The organism is Caulobacter sp. 05T431 (assembly GCF_056665975.1).
Map to the genome: position 1 here is coordinate 53400 of NZ_JBFTKU010000020.1, position 19316 is coordinate 72715.

Annotated in this window: 20 protein-coding genes and 1 pseudogene; 7 read left to right on the forward strand and 14 right to left on the reverse strand. The window is 70.4% G+C overall.

Annotation, left to right across the window (positions count from 1 at the left end; translation table 11 throughout):
* Positions 1-101 precede the first annotated feature (101 nt).
* Both AC1U89_RS17855 and AC1U89_RS17860 read left to right on the forward strand, forming a co-directional pair.
* On the forward strand, positions 102-1460 hold the full coding sequence (locus AC1U89_RS17855) for a DUF1800 domain-containing protein (RefSeq protein ID WP_479901052.1): 1359 nt from the start codon (positions 102-104) through the stop codon (positions 1458-1460).
* Positions 1457-2779: a DUF1501 domain-containing protein gene (locus AC1U89_RS17860; RefSeq protein ID WP_479901010.1), complete on the forward strand. Its 1323-nt coding sequence runs from the start codon at positions 1457-1459 to the stop codon at positions 2777-2779. The genes AC1U89_RS17855 and AC1U89_RS17860 overlap by 4 nt, the downstream gene beginning before the upstream one ends.
* A gap of 3 nt (positions 2780-2782) precedes the next feature.
* On the opposite strand, the gene AC1U89_RS17865 is transcribed toward AC1U89_RS17860, so the two are convergent.
* From AC1U89_RS17865 to crcB, 3 genes and pseudogenes are all read right to left on the reverse strand, one after another.
* Positions 2783-2989, reverse strand: a complete 207-nt coding sequence (locus AC1U89_RS17865; RefSeq protein WP_479901011.1) for a hypothetical protein — start codon at positions 2987-2989, stop codon at positions 2783-2785.
* 63 nt (positions 2990-3052) lie between these two features.
* Positions 3053-4042, reverse strand: a complete 990-nt coding sequence (locus AC1U89_RS17870; RefSeq protein WP_479901053.1) for an RluA family pseudouridine synthase — start codon at positions 4040-4042, stop codon at positions 3053-3055.
* 2 nt (positions 4043-4044) lie between these two features.
* Positions 4045-4425: pseudogene (crcB, locus tag AC1U89_RS17875) on the reverse strand (fluoride efflux transporter CrcB); the annotation flags it as partial.
* 386 nt (positions 4426-4811) lie between these two features.
* Here crcB and AC1U89_RS17880 point away from each other — a divergent pair.
* The gene (locus AC1U89_RS17880) at positions 4812-6053 is read left to right on the forward strand and encodes a hypothetical protein (RefSeq protein ID WP_479901012.1); all 1242 of its coding nucleotides are present in this window, start codon (positions 4812-4814) and stop codon (positions 6051-6053) included.
* Here AC1U89_RS17880 and AC1U89_RS17885 read toward each other — a convergent pair.
* From AC1U89_RS17885 to AC1U89_RS17900, 4 genes are read right to left on the reverse strand one after another with little or no spacing between them, the layout of a single operon-like run.
* Complete coding sequence (locus AC1U89_RS17885) at positions 6050-6562, reverse strand: CC0125/CC1285 family lipoprotein (protein ID WP_479901013.1); 513 nt, start codon at positions 6560-6562, stop codon at positions 6050-6052. The two genes, AC1U89_RS17880 and AC1U89_RS17885, sit on opposite strands and share 4 nt — an antisense overlap.
* 20 nt (positions 6563-6582) lie before the next feature.
* Positions 6583-7416 carry an RluA family pseudouridine synthase gene (locus AC1U89_RS17890; RefSeq protein WP_479901014.1) on the reverse strand — a complete coding sequence of 278 codons (834 nt, stop codon included), beginning with the start codon at positions 7414-7416 and terminating at the stop codon, positions 6583-6585.
* The gene (locus AC1U89_RS17895) at positions 7413-8189 is read right to left on the reverse strand and encodes a hypothetical protein (protein WP_479901015.1); all 777 of its coding nucleotides are present in this window, start codon (positions 8187-8189) and stop codon (positions 7413-7415) included. The genes AC1U89_RS17890 and AC1U89_RS17895 overlap by 4 nt, the downstream gene beginning before the upstream one ends.
* Complete coding sequence (locus AC1U89_RS17900; RefSeq protein WP_479901016.1) at positions 8186-9487, reverse strand: replication-associated recombination protein A; 1302 nt, start codon at positions 9485-9487, stop codon at positions 8186-8188. The genes AC1U89_RS17895 and AC1U89_RS17900 overlap by 4 nt, the downstream gene beginning before the upstream one ends.
* A gap of 34 nt (positions 9488-9521) precedes the next feature.
* On the opposite strand from AC1U89_RS17900, the gene AC1U89_RS17905 reads away from it, so the two are divergent.
* The 3 genes from AC1U89_RS17905 (at position 9522) to AC1U89_RS17915 (ending at position 12951) form a co-directional block, all read left to right on the forward strand.
* The gene (locus tag AC1U89_RS17905) at positions 9522-9938 is read left to right on the forward strand and encodes a VOC family protein (RefSeq protein ID WP_479901017.1); all 417 of its coding nucleotides are present in this window, start codon (positions 9522-9524) and stop codon (positions 9936-9938) included.
* 149 nt (positions 9939-10087) lie between these two features.
* A complete protein-coding gene (locus AC1U89_RS17910; RefSeq protein ID WP_479901018.1) occupies positions 10088-10717 on the forward strand; it encodes a hypothetical protein in 630 nt (209 codons plus the stop codon).
* The gene (locus tag AC1U89_RS17915) at positions 10714-12951 is read left to right on the forward strand and encodes a hypothetical protein (RefSeq protein ID WP_479901019.1); all 2238 of its coding nucleotides are present in this window, start codon (positions 10714-10716) and stop codon (positions 12949-12951) included. The genes AC1U89_RS17910 and AC1U89_RS17915 overlap by 4 nt, the downstream gene beginning before the upstream one ends.
* 15 nt (positions 12952-12966) lie before the next feature.
* On the opposite strand, the gene AC1U89_RS17920 is transcribed toward AC1U89_RS17915, so the two are convergent.
* The 6 genes from AC1U89_RS17920 to AC1U89_RS17945 all read right to left on the reverse strand — a co-directional run bounded on the left by AC1U89_RS17920 (position 12967) and on the right by AC1U89_RS17945 (position 17374).
* Positions 12967-14388: a DegQ family serine endoprotease gene (locus AC1U89_RS17920; protein WP_479901020.1), complete on the reverse strand. Its 1422-nt coding sequence runs from the start codon at positions 14386-14388 to the stop codon at positions 12967-12969.
* 104 nt (positions 14389-14492) lie between these two features.
* On the reverse strand, positions 14493-15740 hold the full coding sequence (locus AC1U89_RS17925) for a TCR/Tet family MFS transporter (protein ID WP_479901021.1): 1248 nt from the start codon (positions 15738-15740) through the stop codon (positions 14493-14495).
* Entirely contained in the window at positions 15737-16243 is a 507-nt protein-coding gene (locus AC1U89_RS17930; RefSeq protein WP_479901022.1) for an SRPBCC domain-containing protein, read from the reverse strand. The genes AC1U89_RS17925 and AC1U89_RS17930 overlap by 4 nt, the downstream gene beginning before the upstream one ends.
* Positions 16240-16569 carry an ArsR/SmtB family transcription factor gene (locus AC1U89_RS17935; RefSeq protein ID WP_479901023.1) on the reverse strand — a complete coding sequence of 110 codons (330 nt, stop codon included), beginning with the start codon at positions 16567-16569 and terminating at the stop codon, positions 16240-16242. The genes AC1U89_RS17930 and AC1U89_RS17935 overlap by 4 nt, the downstream gene beginning before the upstream one ends.
* Entirely contained in the window at positions 16566-16925 is a 360-nt protein-coding gene (locus AC1U89_RS17940) for an MmcQ/YjbR family DNA-binding protein (protein ID WP_479901024.1), read from the reverse strand. The genes AC1U89_RS17935 and AC1U89_RS17940 overlap by 4 nt, the downstream gene beginning before the upstream one ends.
* Positions 16922-17374, reverse strand: a complete 453-nt coding sequence (locus AC1U89_RS17945; RefSeq protein ID WP_479901025.1) for a VOC family protein — start codon at positions 17372-17374, stop codon at positions 16922-16924. The genes AC1U89_RS17940 and AC1U89_RS17945 overlap by 4 nt, the downstream gene beginning before the upstream one ends.
* A gap of 119 nt (positions 17375-17493) precedes the next feature.
* On the opposite strand from AC1U89_RS17945, the gene AC1U89_RS17950 reads away from it, so the two are divergent.
* Positions 17494-17916 (forward strand): hypothetical protein, encoded by a 423-nt coding sequence (locus tag AC1U89_RS17950; RefSeq protein ID WP_479901026.1) that lies wholly within the window; start codon positions 17494-17496, stop codon positions 17914-17916.
* A gap of 4 nt (positions 17917-17920) precedes the next feature.
* Here AC1U89_RS17950 and AC1U89_RS17955 read toward each other — a convergent pair whose 3' ends face one another.
* Positions 17921-19171, reverse strand: coding sequence for an alkaline phosphatase family protein (locus tag AC1U89_RS17955; protein ID WP_479901027.1), 1251 nt, complete (start codon positions 19169-19171; stop codon positions 17921-17923).
* Positions 19172-19316: the final 145 nt, after the last annotated feature.

Consider the following 19316-nt stretch of genomic DNA (forward strand, 5'->3'; position numbering starts at 1 on the left):
ACATCGGTTTCACCGCGTTGAATGATCAAACAACGCGCCCAAGGCAAGTCTGGGTGGAGACAGGGAGAGAAAACGGCGTGAGCCTGCCTTCCAACGACCTGATGGCGGCGCTGGCCGCGACACGCTTCGGCCTGGGCGCCCGCCCCGGCGAGATCGACGCCGCCAAGGGCGACCCGCGCGGTTTCCTGACCGCCCAGATCCGCCCCGAGGGCGCCGACCAGCCGCTGGACGGCGAAAGCTCGGCCCAGCGGCTGGCCGAGGTCAGCGACTACCAGATGCAGAAGCGCGACGCCAAGATGGCGGGCGATCCCAAGACCCCCGTGGTCAAGGACGCCGACAAGGCCCTGCGCGACCAGATCGGCGACGACTTCCTGGCCCGGGCGCGGCTGGGCGCCAATACCGACGCCGGCTTCCGCGAACGCTGGGCGCTGTTCTGGGCCAACCATTTCACGGTCTCGTCCACCAGCCTGGGCGTCGCCTCGGTCACGGGCCCGTTCGAGCAGGAGGCCATCCGCCCCCACGTGTTCGGCCGGTTCGAGGACCTGCTGGTGGCCTCGTCCACCCATCCGGCCATGCTGATGTACCTGGACCAGGCCCAGTCGGTGGGTCCCGACAGCAAGGCGGCCCTGTACCGGCGCAAGACCGCCAACAAGGCCGGCGGGCTGAACGAAAACCTGGCCCGCGAGATCATGGAGCTGCACACGGTCGGGGTCGGGGCGGGCTACAGCCAGGCCGACGTCACCGAGTTCGCCCGGGCCATGACCGGCTTCAGCGTCGGCCGCGCCCAGGACGCCAACCCGCACCGGTTCCTGTTCCGCGACAACGCCCATGAGCCGGGCGCGCGGACGGTGATGGGCAAGCGTTATCCGCAGGAGGGCCAGGCCCAGGCCCTGGCGGTGATGCGCGACCTGGCGGCCAGCCCCCACACGGCCCGCCACGTCTCGACCAAGCTGGCGACCCACTTCGTCGGCGACACGCCGCCGCCCGCCTTGGTGGCCCGGCTGGAGAAGACCTACCTGGACACCGGCGGCCGCCTGGACGAGATGGCCCGCGCCCTGGTGGCCGCGCCGGAGGCCTGGGACCCCGCCCCCGCCAAGTTCAAGACGCCCTACGAGTTCGCGATCTCGACCTGGCGGGCTGTGGGCGCCGAGCCGTCGGGGATCGGCAAGCTGGCGCCGGTGCTGACGGGCCTGGGCCAGAAACCGTTCTCGCCGCCCTCGCCCAAGGGCTGGGACGACCAGGCCCAGACCTGGTGCGCGCCCGACGCCCTGATCAAGCGCCTGCGGTTCAGCGAGGGCTTCGCGGCCGTCGCCGCCGACCGCCTCGACCCGAACGCCTTCGCCCAGTCCGCCCTCGGAGCGCGTCTGACCCCGCCGGTGGCCAAGGCCGTGGCCCGGGCCGAGACCCGCCGCGAGGCCATGGCCCTGTTGTTGATGAGTCCGGAGTTCCAACGCCGATGACCGCGCCCCTTTCTCGTCGTTCGCTGCTCCAGCAGGCCGCCGGCCTGGGCGTCACCGTCAGCTTCCTGGGCGGCTCGGCCTTCGCCGCCGCCGACGGGCCGATGGCCAGGCGCAAGATGGTGGTGGTCATCTGCCGGGGCGGCATGGACGGCCTGACCGTCAGCCCGCCGGTCGGCGATCCCGACTACGCGACCCTGCGCGGCGACGTGGCCGTGGCGCCCGACAAGGCGCTGAAGCTGGACGGGACCTTCGGCCTGCATCCGGCCCTGGAGTCGGTGCACGCCCTGGCGCTGAAGGGCCAGGCCCGCATCGCCCCGGCCATCGCCAGCCCCGACCGCGCCCGCTCGCACTTCGAGGCCCAGGACGTGCTGGAAACGGGCGCGGCCCAGGTCTACGGCGTCAACACCGGCTGGCTGAACCGCACCCTGGAAGTCATGGGACCGTCCAAGGTGGAGGCCCTGTCGGTGGGGGCCACCGCGCCGCTGATCCTGCGCGGCAAGGTTCAGGCCGCCAGCTGGTCGCCGGGCAAGGGCGTGGACGAGACCGCGCGCCTGCCCACCCTGCTGCAGGACCTCTACAAGGCCGACCCGATGATGGGCCGGGCCTTCGCGCGCGGCCTGGAGACCGAGGCCATGGCCCAGCAGGCGATGACGGCGCTCAACCCCGCGCCGACGCCGGTCTCGGCCGACGCGGCCTCGATGGCGCCCAAAGCCATGTGGCGGAACGCGGTGAACACCTCGACGGCGACGCCGCAGGGGATGGCCCCGCCGGCCATGGCTCCCGGCGCCCAGGCCATCGTCGCCCAGCGCCAGGGTCGCGAGGCCGCGCGCCAGCTGGGCTCGACCCTGGCCGGCTTCATGACCCAGGCCGGCGGCCCGCGCATCGCCGCCATCTCGCTGGACGGCTGGGACACCCACGCCGGCCAGGTCGGCCAGCTGAACACGCGCCTGGCCTATCTGGACGCCGTGCTCGACGGCCTGAACACCGGGCTGGGGGCGGAATGGAGCAACACCGTCGTGGTGGCCGCCACCGAGTTCGGCCGCACCGCCCGGGTCAACGGCACCGGCGGCACCGACCACGGCACCGGCTCGACCGCCCTGGTGCTGGGCGGCGGCCTGAAGACGGGCGGGATCATCGGCGACTGGCCCACCCTCAAGCAGGAGGCCCTGTTCGAGAACCGCGACGTGCGCCCCACCCTCGACATGCGCGGCCTGTTCAAGGGCGTGCTGGCCGAGCACATGGGCGTCGATCGCGCGGCCCTGGAGACCAAGGTGTTCCCCGACAGCGCCGACGCCAAGGCGGTGACGGGCCTGGTCTAGCCCCTACCCCGCCGCGTTCAGCTTCTTCTCGACCGCCTCGACCAGTTCCTTGACGTCCTGGTGCTTGCCGTTCTTGAACGCGATGCGCGTGCCGACCTTCAGTGGCCCCATCAGGGGTCCCTCCGTCGGCACGGGCGCGAAGCTGAGCACCTCGCCGGTGTTGATCGAGACCGGCGAGTCGTCCGGGCGGGTGAAGCTCACGAAGGCCATGGCGGGCGATCCCTCAAGGTTGAGGGATCAGCTTTCCACAGCCGAAAGGAGCACTCAAGCGCTCTAGCGGCGCTTGGTCTGCCGGCGCGCGAACGGGTCGTACTCGGCCTCGTCTTCCGAGAAGCCGAACTTGGCGAAGCCGGCCTTCATCTCGGGGCTGAGCGGCGCCTCGATGGCCAGGGTCCCKACGGTCGGGTGCGGCAGCACGATCGAGCGGGCGTGCAACTGCAGCTTCAGCCCTTCCGACAGCGGCGCGGACTTGTCGTCGCTGTACTTGGGGTCGCCCAGGATCGGGTGGCCGATGGCCTTCATGTGGGCGYGCAGCTGGTGGGTGCGGCCCGTGTGCGGGCGCAGGGCCATCCAGGTGACGCGCGGCCCGGCGCGGCTGATMGAGACGAATTCCGTCTCGGCCGGCTGGGCGTCCGGGTCCTTGGGCTCGGCCGGCACCACCAGTTCACGATCGCCCACGCCGCGCTTGGCCAGGTGCAGCTCGATCACGCCCTCGGTGGGGTGCGGATTGCCGGCGACGATGGCCCAGTAGGTCTTCTGGGCACGGCGCTTGGCGAAGGCCCCCGACAGGCGGGCGGCGGCGGACGGGGTCTTGCCCAGCAGCAGGACGCCCGAGGTGTCGCGGTCCAGGCGGTGGACCAGCTTGGGCCGGTCGACGCCCTCGCCCCAGGCGCTGAGCAGCTTGTCGATGTGGTGGGTGGTCTTGGTGCCGCCCTGCACGGCCAAGCCGGCCGGCTTGTTCAGGGCCAGCACCTCCTCGTCCTCGTACAGCACCAGCGAGCGGGCGAAGGCGATGTCGCGCGGCGACAGCTTGCCCTTCTCGGACGGATCAGGCGCGTCGGGCAGCGGCGGCACGCGGATCTGGCTGCCGGCCGCCAGCTTGGTGTCGGCCTTGGCGCGCGAGCCGTCGACCCGCACCTGGCCGGAGCGGAACAGCTTGTTGAGCTGGATGTGGTTCAGGTGCGGCCAGCGGCGCTTGAACCAGCGGTCCAGGCGGACGCCGTCTTCGCCGGCGTCCACATAGAGCGTACGAACTTCTTTMATGCGGAAAAAATCCTGCGGGCGATCAAGAGGCCCGCGAAAAGGGCCGCCACGGACAGGATCACGCTGGCGGTCGTATAGGTGAAGGCCTGGGCGTAGGCGCGCTTCTCGATCATCAGCGCGGTCTCCAGCGAAAAGGCCGAAAAGGTGGTGAAGCCGCCCATGACGCCGACGCCGAGCAGGACGCGCCAGTGTTCCTGTTGCTCGCCGCCCTTGAGGGCCAGCCAGGCGGCCAGGAGCCCCATCAGCAGCCCGCCCGTCAGGTTGACGATGAAGGTGCCGTAGGGCCAGTTCGATCCGAACAGGCGCAAGGCCTGCACACCCACCAGGTAGCGGGCCACGGAGCCGAAGGCGCCCCCGACGGCGACGAGGAGGAGTTTGGTCATCGCGCCCTTATGCGCCGGGCGGCCGCGAACGCCAAKCCGGGCCGCCGATCGCGCGCCTGGAGAGCGGCGGCGATTGCCACGATATGCAGCTCAGGGTAGTATCGTTCATCATCAGGGAGACGGCCCATGCCCCGTCGCACGATCGTCTTAACCCTTCGATGTCCCGCCGACGCGCCCGGTCGGCGGAGCGATCGTCGCGTCGATAGGACGCAAGCCCTTCCGCGACCGGCAACTCGAAACGACGCTCGAATGGCGGTAAAAAGCCCGTGGAACGTGCAATTTAACGTTTGAGCCCCCTACGGTAACCTCGTTTGAAAACCGTGTTCCTGCACCGACCGTTAAGGCTGTAAAGGCATCCTATGGTCTCCTCCCGCGCCAAGGCCAACATGCCCTTCGATTCGAGCCATAGCGACGACCGGAACGAGCATCTGGCTCTCAGCGGGCCCGTGCTCCAAAGGCTGGCGGGGTCCGAGCTGATCGCGCGCGGCTCGGTCAACATCATCAGCGTCAAGGCGATCCGCCGCTGGGCGGGCGACTGGTGGGACAAGAAGCGCGTCGACGTCTGGACCTATGTCGAGCGCAAGCTGGCCGAACACCTGGACCGCAGCGACCTGCGCGCCCGGATCGGCGAGGAAGACTTCCTGATCGCCATGAACAACGACCAGGGCCTGGCGGCCCAGGCCACCAGCGTGCGCATCCTGGAAGACGTGCTGACCCACCTGCTGGGCGCGGCCGAGCCGACCGACCTGGGCGTGCGCGCCGTGATCGGCGTCGAGGCCGGCGGCGTCGTCTGCCGCCCCGTCGACGCCTCGGTGATCCTGGCGGCCCGCGCCCGCCGCGACTCGACCCGCTCGCCCATCCGCTTCGACATCGATCCGCTGGAGGAGACCCGGCGCACGCCCGTGGCCTTCACCACCGCCGGCGGCGCGGCCCTGCGCGTCGACTTCACGCTGGAGCACGTGATCAACCTCAAGCGCAACGTCGCCACGGCGGTGCGCATCGAGCCGGTCGTCACCCACCTGGGCTCGGGCAAGCAGATCAGCGCCCGCGCCGTCTCGCGCCTGCCCGACCGCGACGCCGCCTTCATCGACGAAGCGGCCCTGAAGTACGCCGCCGTCTTCGCCCGCGCCTCGCAGGGCCACGACCGGCCCGACCTGATCGTGCCGGCCTCGTTCCGCACCCTGGGCACCCAGCGCGGCCGCGACATGCTGACCGGCACCTCGGGCCTGTCGCTGGCGCTGCTGCGCGGCGGGGTGATGATGGAGCTGGTCGACGTCACCCGCGGCACGCCCGCCGGTCGCCTGCTGGAAGTGGTGGGCCTGCTCAAGGCCCTGACGCGCGGCGTGATCGCCCGCGTGCCGCCCGAGAAGGAAGCGCTGCGCGTACTGCGCGACGCCCGCCTGGCCGGCCTGACCCTGGACGCCAGCGACCTGGCCGGTCCGGCCGAGAAAATCGCCGCCGACATCATGGCCTTCGGCCGCGACGCCAAGGGCCTGACCCCGATGGTGACCTTGCAGGGCCTTCCGGCCGAGGGCTATTTCGCCGCCGCCGAGACCGCGGGCCTGACCCACGCGGCCCTGCGCGCGTCGCACCCCATCGCCGCGACCGGCAAGAAGGCGGTCGGCTAGACCGCCGCGCGCCCTTCGCCCACCGTGCGGACGATGGCGCGGGCGTCGTAGACGTCGGCGTCGCGGGGCGGTTGGCCCCGGCCGAACACCACCTCCATCGAGCTCGTGATCGACGGCTTGGGGCCGAGGTTGAAGGTCGTCCCGACACCCAGGCCCACCGAGCTGCCGCCGCCGTGATGGCCATAGTCGTAGCTGCTGGTGCCGCCGCCGACCGACAGGGTCGAGCCGCTGTTCGACCCGTTCTGCTGGGTCATGCGATCGGCCACCCGGAACCAGTCATAGCCGTCGCGCAGGGCCAGTTCGGCCGATCGCAGCAGCACGTAGTCGGAAACCTGGTTGATCGAGGCCCCGGGATTGCCCTGGAAGGTGACCCGGTAGCGGCCGTTCTCCAGGCGATATTCCGAATAGCCGGCGCCGTGCGGCGCGGACTGCGGCGCGTACACCGTCGGCGTCGTGGCGCAGGCGGTCAGCAGGGCGGCTGAAAAAGCGAGGGCGATCAGACGTTTCATGGCGGACTCTCCTGCCAGGCTTAACGAGTCTCCGGGCGTCCCTGTTCCGGAACAGCCCCCTTGGGGACCGCGAGGCCAAGCTTATCCAGAACCGCGCGCATGTCGTCCGGAATCGGCGCGCTGATCCGGCGCTCGCCGCCCTCGGGATGGGGGAAGACCAGGCTGGTGGCGTGCAGCATCAGGCGCGGCACCGGCGCCCCGCCCAGCATCAGCGTCCCGCCATAGCGGCTGTCGCCGGCGATCGACCGGCCGATCGAGGCCATGTGGACCCGCAGCTGGTGCATCCGGCCGGTGTCGGGGCTCAGTTCGACCAGGGCCGCGCCGTCCACGGCGGCCAGGGTGCGGTAACGGCTGCGGGCGGTCTCGGCGTCCGGATGGTCGGCCGCGCAGACCCGCATATAGGCCTCGCGTCCGATGGACTCGCGGCGCAGCGGCGCGTCGATCTGACCGCCGCGCGGCTCGGGCGCGCCGGGGGTGACGATGGCCAGGTAGGTCTTGCGGAAGCGCTTGCCCATCAGGGCCTTGCCCAGGAAGGTCGCGGCCGGCTTGGTGCGGGCGGTCAGGATCACGCCCGAAGTGTCGCGGTCCAGTCGATGGATCAGGCGCGGCCGGGGCCGGTCCCGCCGGGCCAGGGCCCACAGCAGGTCGTCCAGCGTGTGGGCCTGGATGCGCCCGCCCTGGCTGGACAGGCCGGCGGGCTTGTTGAGCACGAAGACGCTGTCGTCCTCGTGGAGCACCAGCGACCGGGTGAAGGCGATCTCCTCCGGCGTCAGGGCGATCGGCGTGTCGGACGCCTTGGGCTTGGCGACGCCGGGCGGGCGGCGCGGCGGCTTATGGGGCGGCGGGCGGCTCATGCGGCGCCCTCCCCCTTCGGCGCGATCCACAGCGCCCGGCCGTTCAGGAACAGCCACAGCAGCAGCAGCCCGGCGGGCGCCAGGGCCCAGCCCCCGCGCGAGGCGAAGCTGGTGATCAGGAACACCGCGAAGGCCAGCGGCAGGGCGTAGACGGCGTTGGCCAGGATCGAGGGCCAGTGCGGCGGGCGGGTGAAGACCAGCAGCGGCCCGCTGGCCCGGCGACGGAAGACGAGCGGCGGCAACACCAGCAGCAGGGTCACCGTCGCGATCGGGATCATGGCCACCAGCGCCCCGGCCAGCGGGATCTCCAGGGCGTCCGACCATTCCGGCAACTGCTCGCGATAGAACCGGTGCAGTGGATCGGCCGCCAGCCCGGCCAAGGTCGCGACCAGGGCCAGCACGGTCACGCCGATCACGACCAGGGCGCTCTTCTGGGTGCGCAGCAGCCGCGTCCCGAAGCGCATCGCCAGGCCGGTGACGACCGCCGCGCAGAGCGCCAGGCTGAAGCAGGCGTAGGCCAGGTCGGCGTACAGCCACTTGCGCGTGGCGTACTGGGTCTGCAGGGTCGCGAACCGGGTGGTGGCCACCTTGAACGTCTCGGCGTCGGGCTGGCCGAAATAGAGCGTGGCGCGCAGCCGCTGCAGCTCGGCGAAATAGGCGTTGGAATCCGTATGCCAGGGCGTCGCCGCCGCCAGCCACAGCAGGACGCCGCCCGCCAGCAGCAGGACCAGGGCGATCGCGGCGATCACGCGGACCGCGGGGGTAAGCTTCACTTGCCGTCTCTCCGCAGGCGGTTCCAGGCGTCGAGCCGTTCCTTGACCTTGGCCTCGGCCCCGATCGGCTTGGGCTCGTACAGGGTCGGCCGTTCCATCCCGTCCGGGAAGTAGTTCTGGCCCGAGACCCCGCCCTCGACGTCGTGGTCGTAGGCGTAGCCGTCGCCGTAGCCAAGGGTCTTCATCAGCTTGGTCGGGGCGTTGAGGACGTGGGCCGGCGGCATCAGGCTGCCGGTCTCCTTGGCCAGGCGGCGGGCGGCCTTGTAGGCGTTGTAGACGGCGTTGGACTTGGGCGCGCTGGCCATGTGGACCACGGCCTGGGCCAGGGCCAGCTCGCCCTCGGGCGATCCCAGGAAGTCGTAGGCGTCCTTGGCGGCCGTGGTCAGCAGCAGGCTCAGGGGGTCGGCCGCGCCGATGTCCTCGGCCGCCATGCGCACCAGGCGGCGGGCGATGAACAGCGGGTCCTCCCCGCCCTCCAGCATCCGCGCCAGCCAGTAGAGGGCCGCGTCCGGATCGCTGCCGCGCACCGACTTATGCAGGGCCGAGATCAGGTTGTAGTGCTMCTCCCGGTTCTTGTCGTAGGCCGGGCGGCGCTTCTGCAGGAACTGGGTCAGCTGGGTGGGGTTCAGCGGCGTGTCGGTGCCGATGGCCAGCAGGGTCTCGGTCAGGGTCAGCAGGTACCGGCCGTCGCCGTCGGCCATGGCGACCAGGGTCGAACGCGCCTCGTCGTCCAACGGCAGCTTGCGGTTCTCGGCCGTCTCGGCCTTAACCAGCAGGGCCTCCAGCGCCTCCTCGTCCAGCCGCTTGAGCACGAAGACCTGGCAGCGGGACAAGAGAGCGCCGTTCAGCTCGAACGACGGGTTCTCGGTTGTGGCGCCGACCAGGGTGACGATCCCCTCCTCCACGAACGGCAGGAAGCCGTCCTGCTGGGCGCGGTTGAAGCGGTGGATCTCGTCGACGAACAGCAGGGTCGACTGGCCGGCCTGGCGGCGCATGCGCGCTTGCTCAAAGGCCTTCTTCAGGTCGGCGACGCCCGAGAACACGGCCGAGATCTGCATGAACTCGTAGCCGCCGGCCTTGGCCAGCAGGCGGGCGATGGTGGTCTTGCCCGTGCCGGGCGGCCCCCACAGGATCATCGAGGCCAGGCGCTTGGCCGCGGCCATGCGGCCGATGGKACCATCAGGGCCCAGCAGATGCTCCTGCCCCACCACCTCGTCGAGGCTCTGGGGTCGCAGGCGGTCGGCCAGCGGCGACGGCGCATGGGGCGTCAGGCCGGCGGCTTGGAAAAGATCGGACATGGGCTAGGTTTACTTAATCGCGGAGGGAACCACCATGACCAACGAAGGCGATCCCACACGGGCCCCGGAGTCCGGCGTCATCCCCTATATTTCCGTGGTCGGCGGCAAGGCGGCCGTGGACTTCTACAAGCGGGCCTTCGGCGCCGAGGAGACGTTCCGCAACATCGCCGACGACGGCGAGCGGCTGCTGCACTCGCGGATGATCATCAACGGCGACTGGGTGATGCTGTCGGACCATTTCAGCGAAATGGCCCACGGCGACTACACCCCGCCGGCCGCCGTGACCCTGCACCTGCAGGTCGACGACGCCGACGCCTGGTGGAACCGGGCCGTCGAGGCCGGCGCGACCGTGGTCTTCCCCCTGGCCGATCAGTTCTGGGGCGATCGCTACGGCCAGGTCCGCGACCCGTTCGGCCACACCTGGTCCATCGCCGCGAAGATCAAGGCCTAGCCGCCATTCGCAGGACCGCCGCCCTTCTCGCCCTCGCCGGCCTTTTCGCGCTGGCGGGTTGCGGACCCGTCGGCCGCGCGCCGCCGACGCTGATCGTCTGGGCCTGGGAGCGGCCCGAGGACCTGCGCTTCCTCGACGACCAGGCCGAGGTGGCGGTCCAGACCGGCTTCGTCGAACTGTCGGGCGACGAGATGCGGACCCGGGGCCGTCGTTTCCCGCTGCACGTCGCGCGGCCGCCGACCACCACCCTGGTCCATGTGCAGATCGACCGTACGCGTCCCCTGGTCTGGTCGCCGCGCCTGCGGGCCCAGGCCAGCGCGGCGATCCTCCACTACGCCAGCGCGGCGCCGGCCGGGCGCGTGCAGGTCGATTTCGAGGTCCGCGCCTCGGAGCGGAAGATCCTCCTGGAGGTGCTGGACGACGTCCGTCGCGGCCTGCCGGCGGACACGCGGCTGTCGATGACCGCCCTCGCCTCCTGGTGCGACACCGAGGCCTGGCTGGACCAGGCGCCGGTGGACGAGATCGTGCCGATGCTGTTCCGCATGCAGGGCGGTCAGGCACTGGTTCGCAGGCTCGAGAAGGGCGGGGATTTTCGCAACCCAAAGTGTCGCACGGCTCTGGCGCTCTCCACCGACACGCCTATAGTTCAAGCGCCGCCGGGGCGCCGAATCTACCTGTTCAATCCGCACAGCTGGACTTCGCACGACTACGAACAGATGCGGCGCGAGGTGGGGGCATGGCGGTGGCGCGGCGGGTTCGGACGTTTCTGGCGGCGTTGATCGCCGCGAGCCTCGGCGTGGGCCAGGCCAACGCCTCGGGGGGCTACGAAGAGGGCCCCTGGTACATCACCGCCGGCGGGGGAACCACGCGCGAGCTGCAGCGCCTCTATGGCGGCCATCTGGGTGTGGTCATGGCCGGTTCGCCGCGGTCGATGCTGTACCTGGAATGGCGCCTGCTGCACGGGCAGAAGGTCGGACAGTCCGCGGGCGAAGCGCTGTCGGCCGACTGCTGTACACCGCCCCCGGCCTATTCCTACGGGGACGGCGGCGGGGTGGACGGCTGGCTTGAGGCGCGCAAGTTGGTGACTGGCGCCCCCGAGGGACCGCCCTTCCTTTCGACCGACCGGCCGAGCGGCGACTACGCGACCTACCCCAATTGCTTCCGCGAGGCTTTCGACACGGCGACCGCGACGGTGAAGGACCGGGTCAAGCGCTATGGCGCGGACTCTCCGGCCGTCCAGGCCTGGCTGGCCGGTCAGGACGCGGTGTTCAGGGCCTGCCACGACGAGGGCGTGGAGATGCCGCCGATTATGCCGAACCAGCCCGGCTGGCTGCGGGCCGACCGCGCCTACCAGTCGGCGGCCCTGGCGCTCTACAACGGCTATAACGACGCCGCCGCCGAGCGCTTCGGCGACATCGCCCGCGATCCCAACTCGCCTTGGCGCCCCATGGGTMTCTATCTGAAGGCCAGGGCGATCCAGCGCGAAGCCTTGGCCAAGCCCTCTCCGGCCGTCTTCACCCGGTCGCGGACCGCCATCGGCGAGCTCGCCGCGGCGCCGGACGGGACCTTCGGCAAGGGCCAGGCCCGAGGCATGCTGCGCGCCCTGGCCTATCGCGACCAGCCCGACCGCCTGCTGGCCCAGTTGTCGAGCGAGCTGGCCCAGCCCGAGCCGACGCCCGACGTCGCGGTGGCTTTCCGCGACTATCTCACCCTGAGCCGGAAGGCCGAGACCCGGCCCGAGATCGCCGATTGGCTCAACACGCTGCAACCGGATGAGAACAGCGGAACGGCCCAGGACCTGGTGGACCACGCGCGCGAGCGCTGGGCCCAGACCCACGACGTCGCCTGGCTGATCGCCGCCTTGAGCCTGGTCTCGCCCGATCAGCCCGAGGCCAAGGCCCTGGCCACCGACGCCGCCCGCGTGCCGGCCGATCATCCGGGCTGGCTGACCGCCCAGTACCACCTGACCCGCCTGACCATCGCCGCCAGCGATCCGGCCGTGACCCGCGCCCGGCTCGATCGCATCCTGACCCGCAAGACCCTCTCGGCCAGCGATCGGTATCTGTTCGTCTCCGCCCGGCTGCAGGTGGCCACGGGCCTTGCGGACTTCGTCGGCCGTTCGACCCGCGTCGCCGACTGCAGCGGCGTCTGCGAGGAGCTGACGTCCCGCGACGCCTTGAACGATCCCCCCAAGATCGGGTTTGGCGAGGACGCCCGCGCGGTGATCGACCGGATGCCCCTGTCGCAGCGGATCGCGGTGTCGCGCAGCGCCAGGCTGCCGGCCGACCTGCGCCTGGACGTCGCCCTCACCAGCTACGCGCGGGCGGTCCACMTGCAGGACGACGCCGCCATCGACGGGCTGGCGCGCGACCTGACCAGGCTCCTGCCGCAGATGAAGGCCGACTGGGCGACGATCGCGTCAACGCCGCCCGGTCCGGCCAAGCGCTACGCCGAGTTCTTCGCGATGGCCAAGATCCCGGGCCTGCGCGCCGACCTGAACGGCTACACGCGGCCGGAAGGCAAGATCCCCGACTTCCAGGGCTATTGGACCGACTGGGTCATCGTTCCGCGCGGCAGGACGCTGGGCTCGCCGGCGCCGCCGGTTCTCGCCAGCTACGAGCACTCGTGGATGGGCGACGATCAAGTCGGCGATCTGACCTGCATGGGCGAATGCGGTCCGGGCCGGTTCCCGCTACGCCTTCCCGACTTCGTCGCCGCGGTCCAGCCGCGCGCCGCCGCCGAGCGCGCGACCTTCGTCGACGAGCGCCCCGATCCCGCCAACGGCGACGCCCGCAAGCTGCCCAAGGGATCGCTGGGCGTCTGGGAGGAGCTGTACGCCTACGCCCGCGACCATCCCCAGGACGCGCGGTCGCCGGAGACCCTGTACTGGCTGATCCACGTCACCCGCTGGGGCCCCAGCCGTGATCACCTGGGTCACCGCGCGTTCAGCCTGCTGCACGCGCGGTATCCCAAGTCGAGCTGGGCCAAGCGGTCGCCCTACTATTACGACTGAGGTTCGAGGCGGCCCCTAGGCCCGAAGCCGCGCCCGGATCCGCTGGCCGTTGCGCTCGATCGTCACGTCCCAGACCGAGGCCGCGGTGTTCGACACCGACGCCAGCTCGGCGGTGGTGTTGATGGTCTTGCCGTTGACCTCGCGGACGAAGTCGCCGGGGCGCAGGCCGGCGTTCAGGGCGAAACCCTGGCCGATCTTGGTGACCAGCACGCCGCGACCGGCGAAGGCGTCGACGCCCAGGTCCTGGGCCACGGCCGGCGACAGGTTGACCACGGTGGCGCCGTCGAACGGATTTCGGCCCTTCAGCACCCGCTCGTCGCGGGGCGGGCTTTCCGGGGCCGCCTCGGCCCGCAGCGTCAGGGTCTGCTCCTTGCCGTTGCGGTTGATCAGCACCGAGACCCGGTCGCCGACCTTGTGGGTGCCGATGGCGAAGGCGCCCCCGCCCTCGTCGTTCACCGCCTGGCCGTCGATCGACAGGATCACGTCGCCGTCGCGGATGCCGGCCCGCTCGGCCGAGCCGCCCGGATAGACGTCGGAGATCACCACGCCGCGCGGGGCCGAAAGGCCCAGGCTCTTGGCGATGTCGCCGGTCACCGGCTGGCCCTTCACGCCCAGCCAGGGCCGCACCACGCTGTGGCCGCCGCCCAGGGCGGCGTTGACCACCTGGCGCACCACCGAGGCCGGGATCGCGAAGCCGACGCCGGCCGAGGAGCCCGAGCGCGAGATGATGAAGGTGTTGATGCCGATCAGGTCGCCGTCCATGTCGACCAGCGGGCCGCCGGAATTACCCGGATTGATCGAGGCGTCGGTCTGGATGTAGCTGCCGAACTCGGCGGCCCCGACGTCGGTGCGGGCCAGGGCCGAGACGATGCCGTTGGTCACGGTCTGGCCCACGCCGAACGGGTTGCCCAGGGCCAGGACCAGGTCGCCGACCTCCAGCTGTTCCTGGTCGTCGATGGCGATCACCGGCAGGCGCTCGCCCTTGACGTCGATCTTCAGCACCGCCAGGTCCGAGCGCGGGTCGTCCAGCAGCACCATGGCCGGGAACTCCCGACGGTCGGCCAGCTGGACCGTGATGTCGCTCATGTTCTCGATGTTGTGGTGATTGGTGATGATCACCCCGTCGGCGCGGACGATGGCGCCCGAACCCAGCGAGCCCTGCACCTGGTCGCGGGTGGCCCCGCCGCCCCCGCCCATGAAGAAGTCCCAGAAGGGATCGACGCGCTGGCGCACCACGCGCTTGCTGGCCACGTTGACGATGGCCGGGGCGGCCTTCTTCACCACCGGGGCGAACGAGGCCTTCATCGACATCGGGTCGGAGGGCGCGCGGCGGGTCGGCTGGGCCAGGTCCGGGATCGACTGGGCCTTCGACGGCCCTTGAGGCGAACAGGCCGCCAGCACGGCCAGGACGGGAAGCACGGCGCGATAGGATCGCATGGGTGTTAGGCGACTCCGTGGATTTCAATCCGCGAACTCAGCCGAGCTTTCGGGCGCATTGATGGCGGCCAAGGTTCGGGAATGAGCCCGCTAATCAAAGCCGGTCAGGCGACGCTCGGTTCCACCGCCGCCGGATGCGCCACGCGGATCGCCAGGGCCGTCGCCGCCAGCAGCAGGACCGCGGCGATCAGGGCCGGCAGGCCCGGCATGTGCAGGGTGGCGTCGTGGCGCACGGCCCACGAGAACGGCAGCAGGTACAGCGCCGGTCCGACGATGGCCGTGATGCCCATCATGGCCGAGTTCGCGCCCTGCAACTGGCCCTGCTCCCAGGGCTGGACCCGGCGGGTCATCAGGCCCTGCAGGCCGGGCTGGATCAGGCCCGAGAAGGCGAAGATCGGCAGGCCGCACAGGTACAGCCAGCCGGTCGGCGCCAGGCCGTAGATCATGAAGCCGACGCAGCCCGAGAACAGGCCGATCAGCAGCGCCCCGCGCTCGCCGACCTTCTTGACGATGGGCCCCACCAGGAAGCTCTGCAGCAGGATGCCGGCCACGCCGCTGCCCATCAGGGTCAGGCCGATCACCTCGGTCGACCAGTGATAGCGGAAGCCCATGTACAGCACGAAGACGCTGGGCAGCACGTTGTGGGCCAGCTGGAACAGGAACCCCACCCCGGCCAGCCCCACCAGGTCGGGCTTGCTGCGCAGCAGGTTCAGCGAGCCGATCGGATTGGCCTTGCTCCAGTCGAAGCGATGGACCCGCTTCTCCGGCGACAGGGATTCCGGCAGCACGAAGAAGCCGTACAGCCAGTTGCACAGGGCCAGGCCCGCGCAGACCAGGAACGGCAGCCGGTGGTCGAACTGCCAGAGCCAACCGCCCAGGGCTGGCCCGAAGGTGAAGCCGACGCCGAACGCCGCCCCCATCAGGCCGAAGCCCTTGGCCCGGTCCTCGGGCTTGGTGACGTCGGCCACATAGGCGCCGGCGGTCGAGAAGCTGGCCGCCGTCATGCCGTTGAACACCCGGCCGACGAACAGCCACCAGATGGTCGGGGCGAAGGCCATGAACAGGAAGTCGACGCCCAGGCCGAAGATCGAGGTCAGGATCACCGGCCGGCGGCCCCAGCGGTCCGACATCAGGCCCAGGATCGGCGCGCAGAAGAACTGCATCACGCCCCAGGTGGTGGCGAACAATATCACCCACAGGGCCGTCGAGGCGGTGTCCCCGCCGTTGAAGCGCTTCATCAGCTCGGGCAGGACAGGGATCATCACGCCCAGCGACAGCACGTCCAGGCAGGCGGTGACGAAGATGAAGCCGAGCGCGGCCTGTCGATGGTTTCGGCTGATGGCCTTGGTCATGCGTCGCCCTCCCTGGTGCTTCCTTCTACGTCCATAGCCGTCCGGCTGGCGAGACTCGTCAGCAGCGCGCGCCACCACTCGGCATGGCGCTGCAGGAACACCGCGTCTGGGAACCGGTGACGGGCCACGTGCTCGATCGGCACGCTGTCCCAACCGCGATGCTCGACGGTGACGCGGGTTTCCTCCCCGACGGGTTCGAAGCGGACCTCCACCTGGGTGTCCATGCCCGGCGCKAAACTGGCTTGGCGCCAGCCGAACACCAGGAGCCTGCCGGGGTCCCAGATGTGGACGGGACCAATTTCGAACACCTTGCCCGTCGGCAGGCGCTCGACCAGGCGCGCCCCCTCCCCCGCGCCTTCAAAGGCCAGCACGCCGGGCGAGCGCGGCGTGAACGAGAACAGGGCGTTGGGCCGCCACCAGGCCCCGATGTCGGCGGTGAACACCTCGAACACCCGCAGGGGCGCGGCCTTGATGCGCAAGGCGACGAGGACCTTGGAGCTCACGCCGTCTCCCCCTCGATATGCGCCTTCAGAGCCAGCAGCTGGTCGCTCCACAGCCCTTCGGCCGCCTCGGCCCAGGCCTTCAGCTCGGCCATCGGCGCGGAACGCAGGGCGTAGACCCGGACCCGGGCGTCGAACGGCGGATGGGTCTCCTCGACCAGGCCCGCCTGGCGCAGGGCGCGCAGGTGGCGGCTCATGGCCGGGGGCGACAGGCCGGCGGCCTGGGCAAGCTCGCCCGCCCGACGCGGTCCCTGGCGCAGCAGGTCGACGGTCGCCCGACGGTGCGGGTCGGCCAGGGCCGCCAGGGTGGCGTCGAGCGAGGCGCTCACGACGAGCCCGCGGGGGCCCGCGCCGCGTCCAGCAGGGCCAGCTGGCGCTTGTTGGCCTTCAGTCGCCAGGCCGCCTCCAGCGCCCCGCGCAAGGTGGGTTCGTCGGCCTCTGCCAGCACGACCAGGGTCGCGCCCTTCAGTCCCCAGTTCCCCGGCACCGGCCGGAACACCTTGGGCTCGACGCCCACCATGACGTCCTGATGCTCGCGGGTCAGCTGCACCATGCCGAAATTGGCGTTGGGATAGCCCAGGGTGGCGAAGATCCGCCCCACCCGGAAGTCGACCGTGCCCATGTGCGAGCTCTCGACGGCGTCCGGCAGCGCCAGGGCCAGGCGGCGGAAATCGTCGGGAGTCACGCCCAGCCCTTCACGACCTTCAGGCCCGAGGCCGCCTCGGCCTCTTCGACGCCGACGGCGCGGATCGGCGCGCCCACGGTCCAGAAGTGCCCCTCCGGATCGCGGCAGCGATAGGTGCGGTCGCCGTAGAACTGGTCTTCCGGTTCCATCAGAATCTCGGCCCCGGCCGCCCGCGCCCGCGCGCAATGGGCGTCGATGTCGCCTTCCAGATGGATGTGGACGCTTTGGGTGTTGAAGCCCTCGATCGAGGCCGGGCTCTTGTGGCGGTCGGTCCACTCGTTGCCGATCATGATCAGGCTGTCGCCGAAGCCCATCTCGGAATGAGCCAGGTTCCCTTCGTTGTCCTCGATCAGCATGGTCAGCTCGAAGCCGAAGGCCGCTTCCAGGAATTTCAGCGCGGCCTTGGGGTCGCGATAGCAGAGGGCCGAGGTCAGGGCGGCGCGTTGCATGGCGAAGCTCCGTTTCCGATATCAGCAATATTTAACGCATATCGAAACTATCTAGGCAAGCGCCGTCGTCACAAATCCGCCGCCGTTCAGCCGAAGGTTGAAGGCCGACGGAGAATCCGATGTTCCTGCTGCCCATGACGCCCGCTCCCGAGCCCGCCCAAGCTGGGGCGTGCGTTCATCTGGATGAGGTCGAGGCGGTCCCGTTCGACCAACTTCCCATAGCTCTTCGCATCGACCTGAAGACCCATGCTCCAGAGCTGTCGCCCGCCGGTGGCCCCTTCAGCGCCAGTGACGTCGGCTCCGGGCCGCGCACGCGCTTCATCGCCGCCGTGCACTACAAKGACCGCTACGTCGTGGCCTACGAGCACGGCGGGCGCGGCTATCACGTCGACCTGCTGACCTACAACGCCGACTTCGCCTACGACGCCTATGCCGGCCCCTTGGCGAGGCACGTCGTTTTCGAGAGGCCCGACTGCGCCGCTCTGGACGCGGCGATCACCGCGCCTCTGCTCAAAACCCCTTACCTCGGCCCCGACTGGTGAGGCCCTAGCGCAGCGCCGCCTTCACCGGCCCCAACGACCCGTCACCCTTGTCGCCCTTGACGCCGATCAGCCGGGCCAGCAGCGGATAGACGTCGACATTGTCGAACACCGGCAGCGTCACGCCCGACCGGAACGCCGGGCCGTGGGCGACGAACACCGCCCGCATGACGGGGTCATAGGGGTCGTAGCCGTGGGCCCCGCCGTCGCGCGGATGCTCCTTCCAGCGCTTGGCGATCGTGCTGGCGGTGGCGAAGTACCAGCCGCGTTCGGCCAGGCAGACGATCGGCGGCACACGGGGATTGGTGCCGTAGGCGTATCGGGCCGGGATCTTGTCCTTCTCCCAGCAGGTCAGGTGATCATGCGGCTTCAGCATCGCCGCCTTCACCTCGGCCGCGAAGCCGGGCAAGGCGCGCACGCCGACGATCGAGCCGGTGCTGACGAACTTGACCTTGGCCGGATCGACCAGGGTCGCCACGTCGACCAGACCGCTCAGCGGCTGGGGCGCCATGCCGTGGTCGGCGACGACGACGATGTTGGTGGTCTCGTAGAGCCTCCTCGCCTTCAGCCCCGCGACCAGCCGGGCGATCGCGGCGTCGACCCGGCGGGCGGCGGCGTTCACCTCCGGCGAGTCCGGGCCGTAGTGGTGCCCATCGGTGTCGGTGGCGTCGAAATAGAGGGTGGCCAGGCCCAGCGGCGGGGCCTTGGCGTCGATCCACGCCAGCACGGTGTCGACCCGGTCGTCATAGGCCAGCTTCTCGTCATAGACCTTCCAGTAGGTGGGCCGCACGCCGTCGATCGCCGCCTCGGAGCCCGGCCAGAACAAGACCCCCGCGTGGACGCCCTGCTCTTCCGCGCTGACCCAGATCGGCTTGGCCTGGTCCCACCAGCGGGCGTCGCCCACGGCCTCGTGGTTGGACATGCTGAAGCTGACGCCCGGGACCTCCTCGGCCTCCAGCGTGTTGTTGACCATGCCGTGGTGGTCGGGCCGCTTGCCGGTGACCAGGGTGTAGTGGTTCGGATAGGTCAGGGACGGGAACGAGGGGCGCATGGCGCCGCGCGCGCCGTMGGCGGCCAGGGCGTTCAGGGCCGGCGTGTTGCCCCGATCCAGATAGTCGGGCCGGAAGCCGTCCAGCGAGATCAGGATGGTCAGGGCCGGCCTCGGAGCCGCCTTGGCCGCCGCCTCGGCGCCGGCGCCCACGCCGGCTCCCAGGGCGAGGGCCAGAACCAAAACCATCCAGCGGAAGACGACGACCATCACGCACCTCGAACTTAAGGAGTCCTGGCTATAGCCCAGTCATATGACGCCCCGCCACGCATGACCGCGACTTAACTTGGCGGGACTCGGCCGCCCGGCCATAGTCGCCACGCCTAGGTCACTTGGCCTTTCAGGGAGTCGCCCC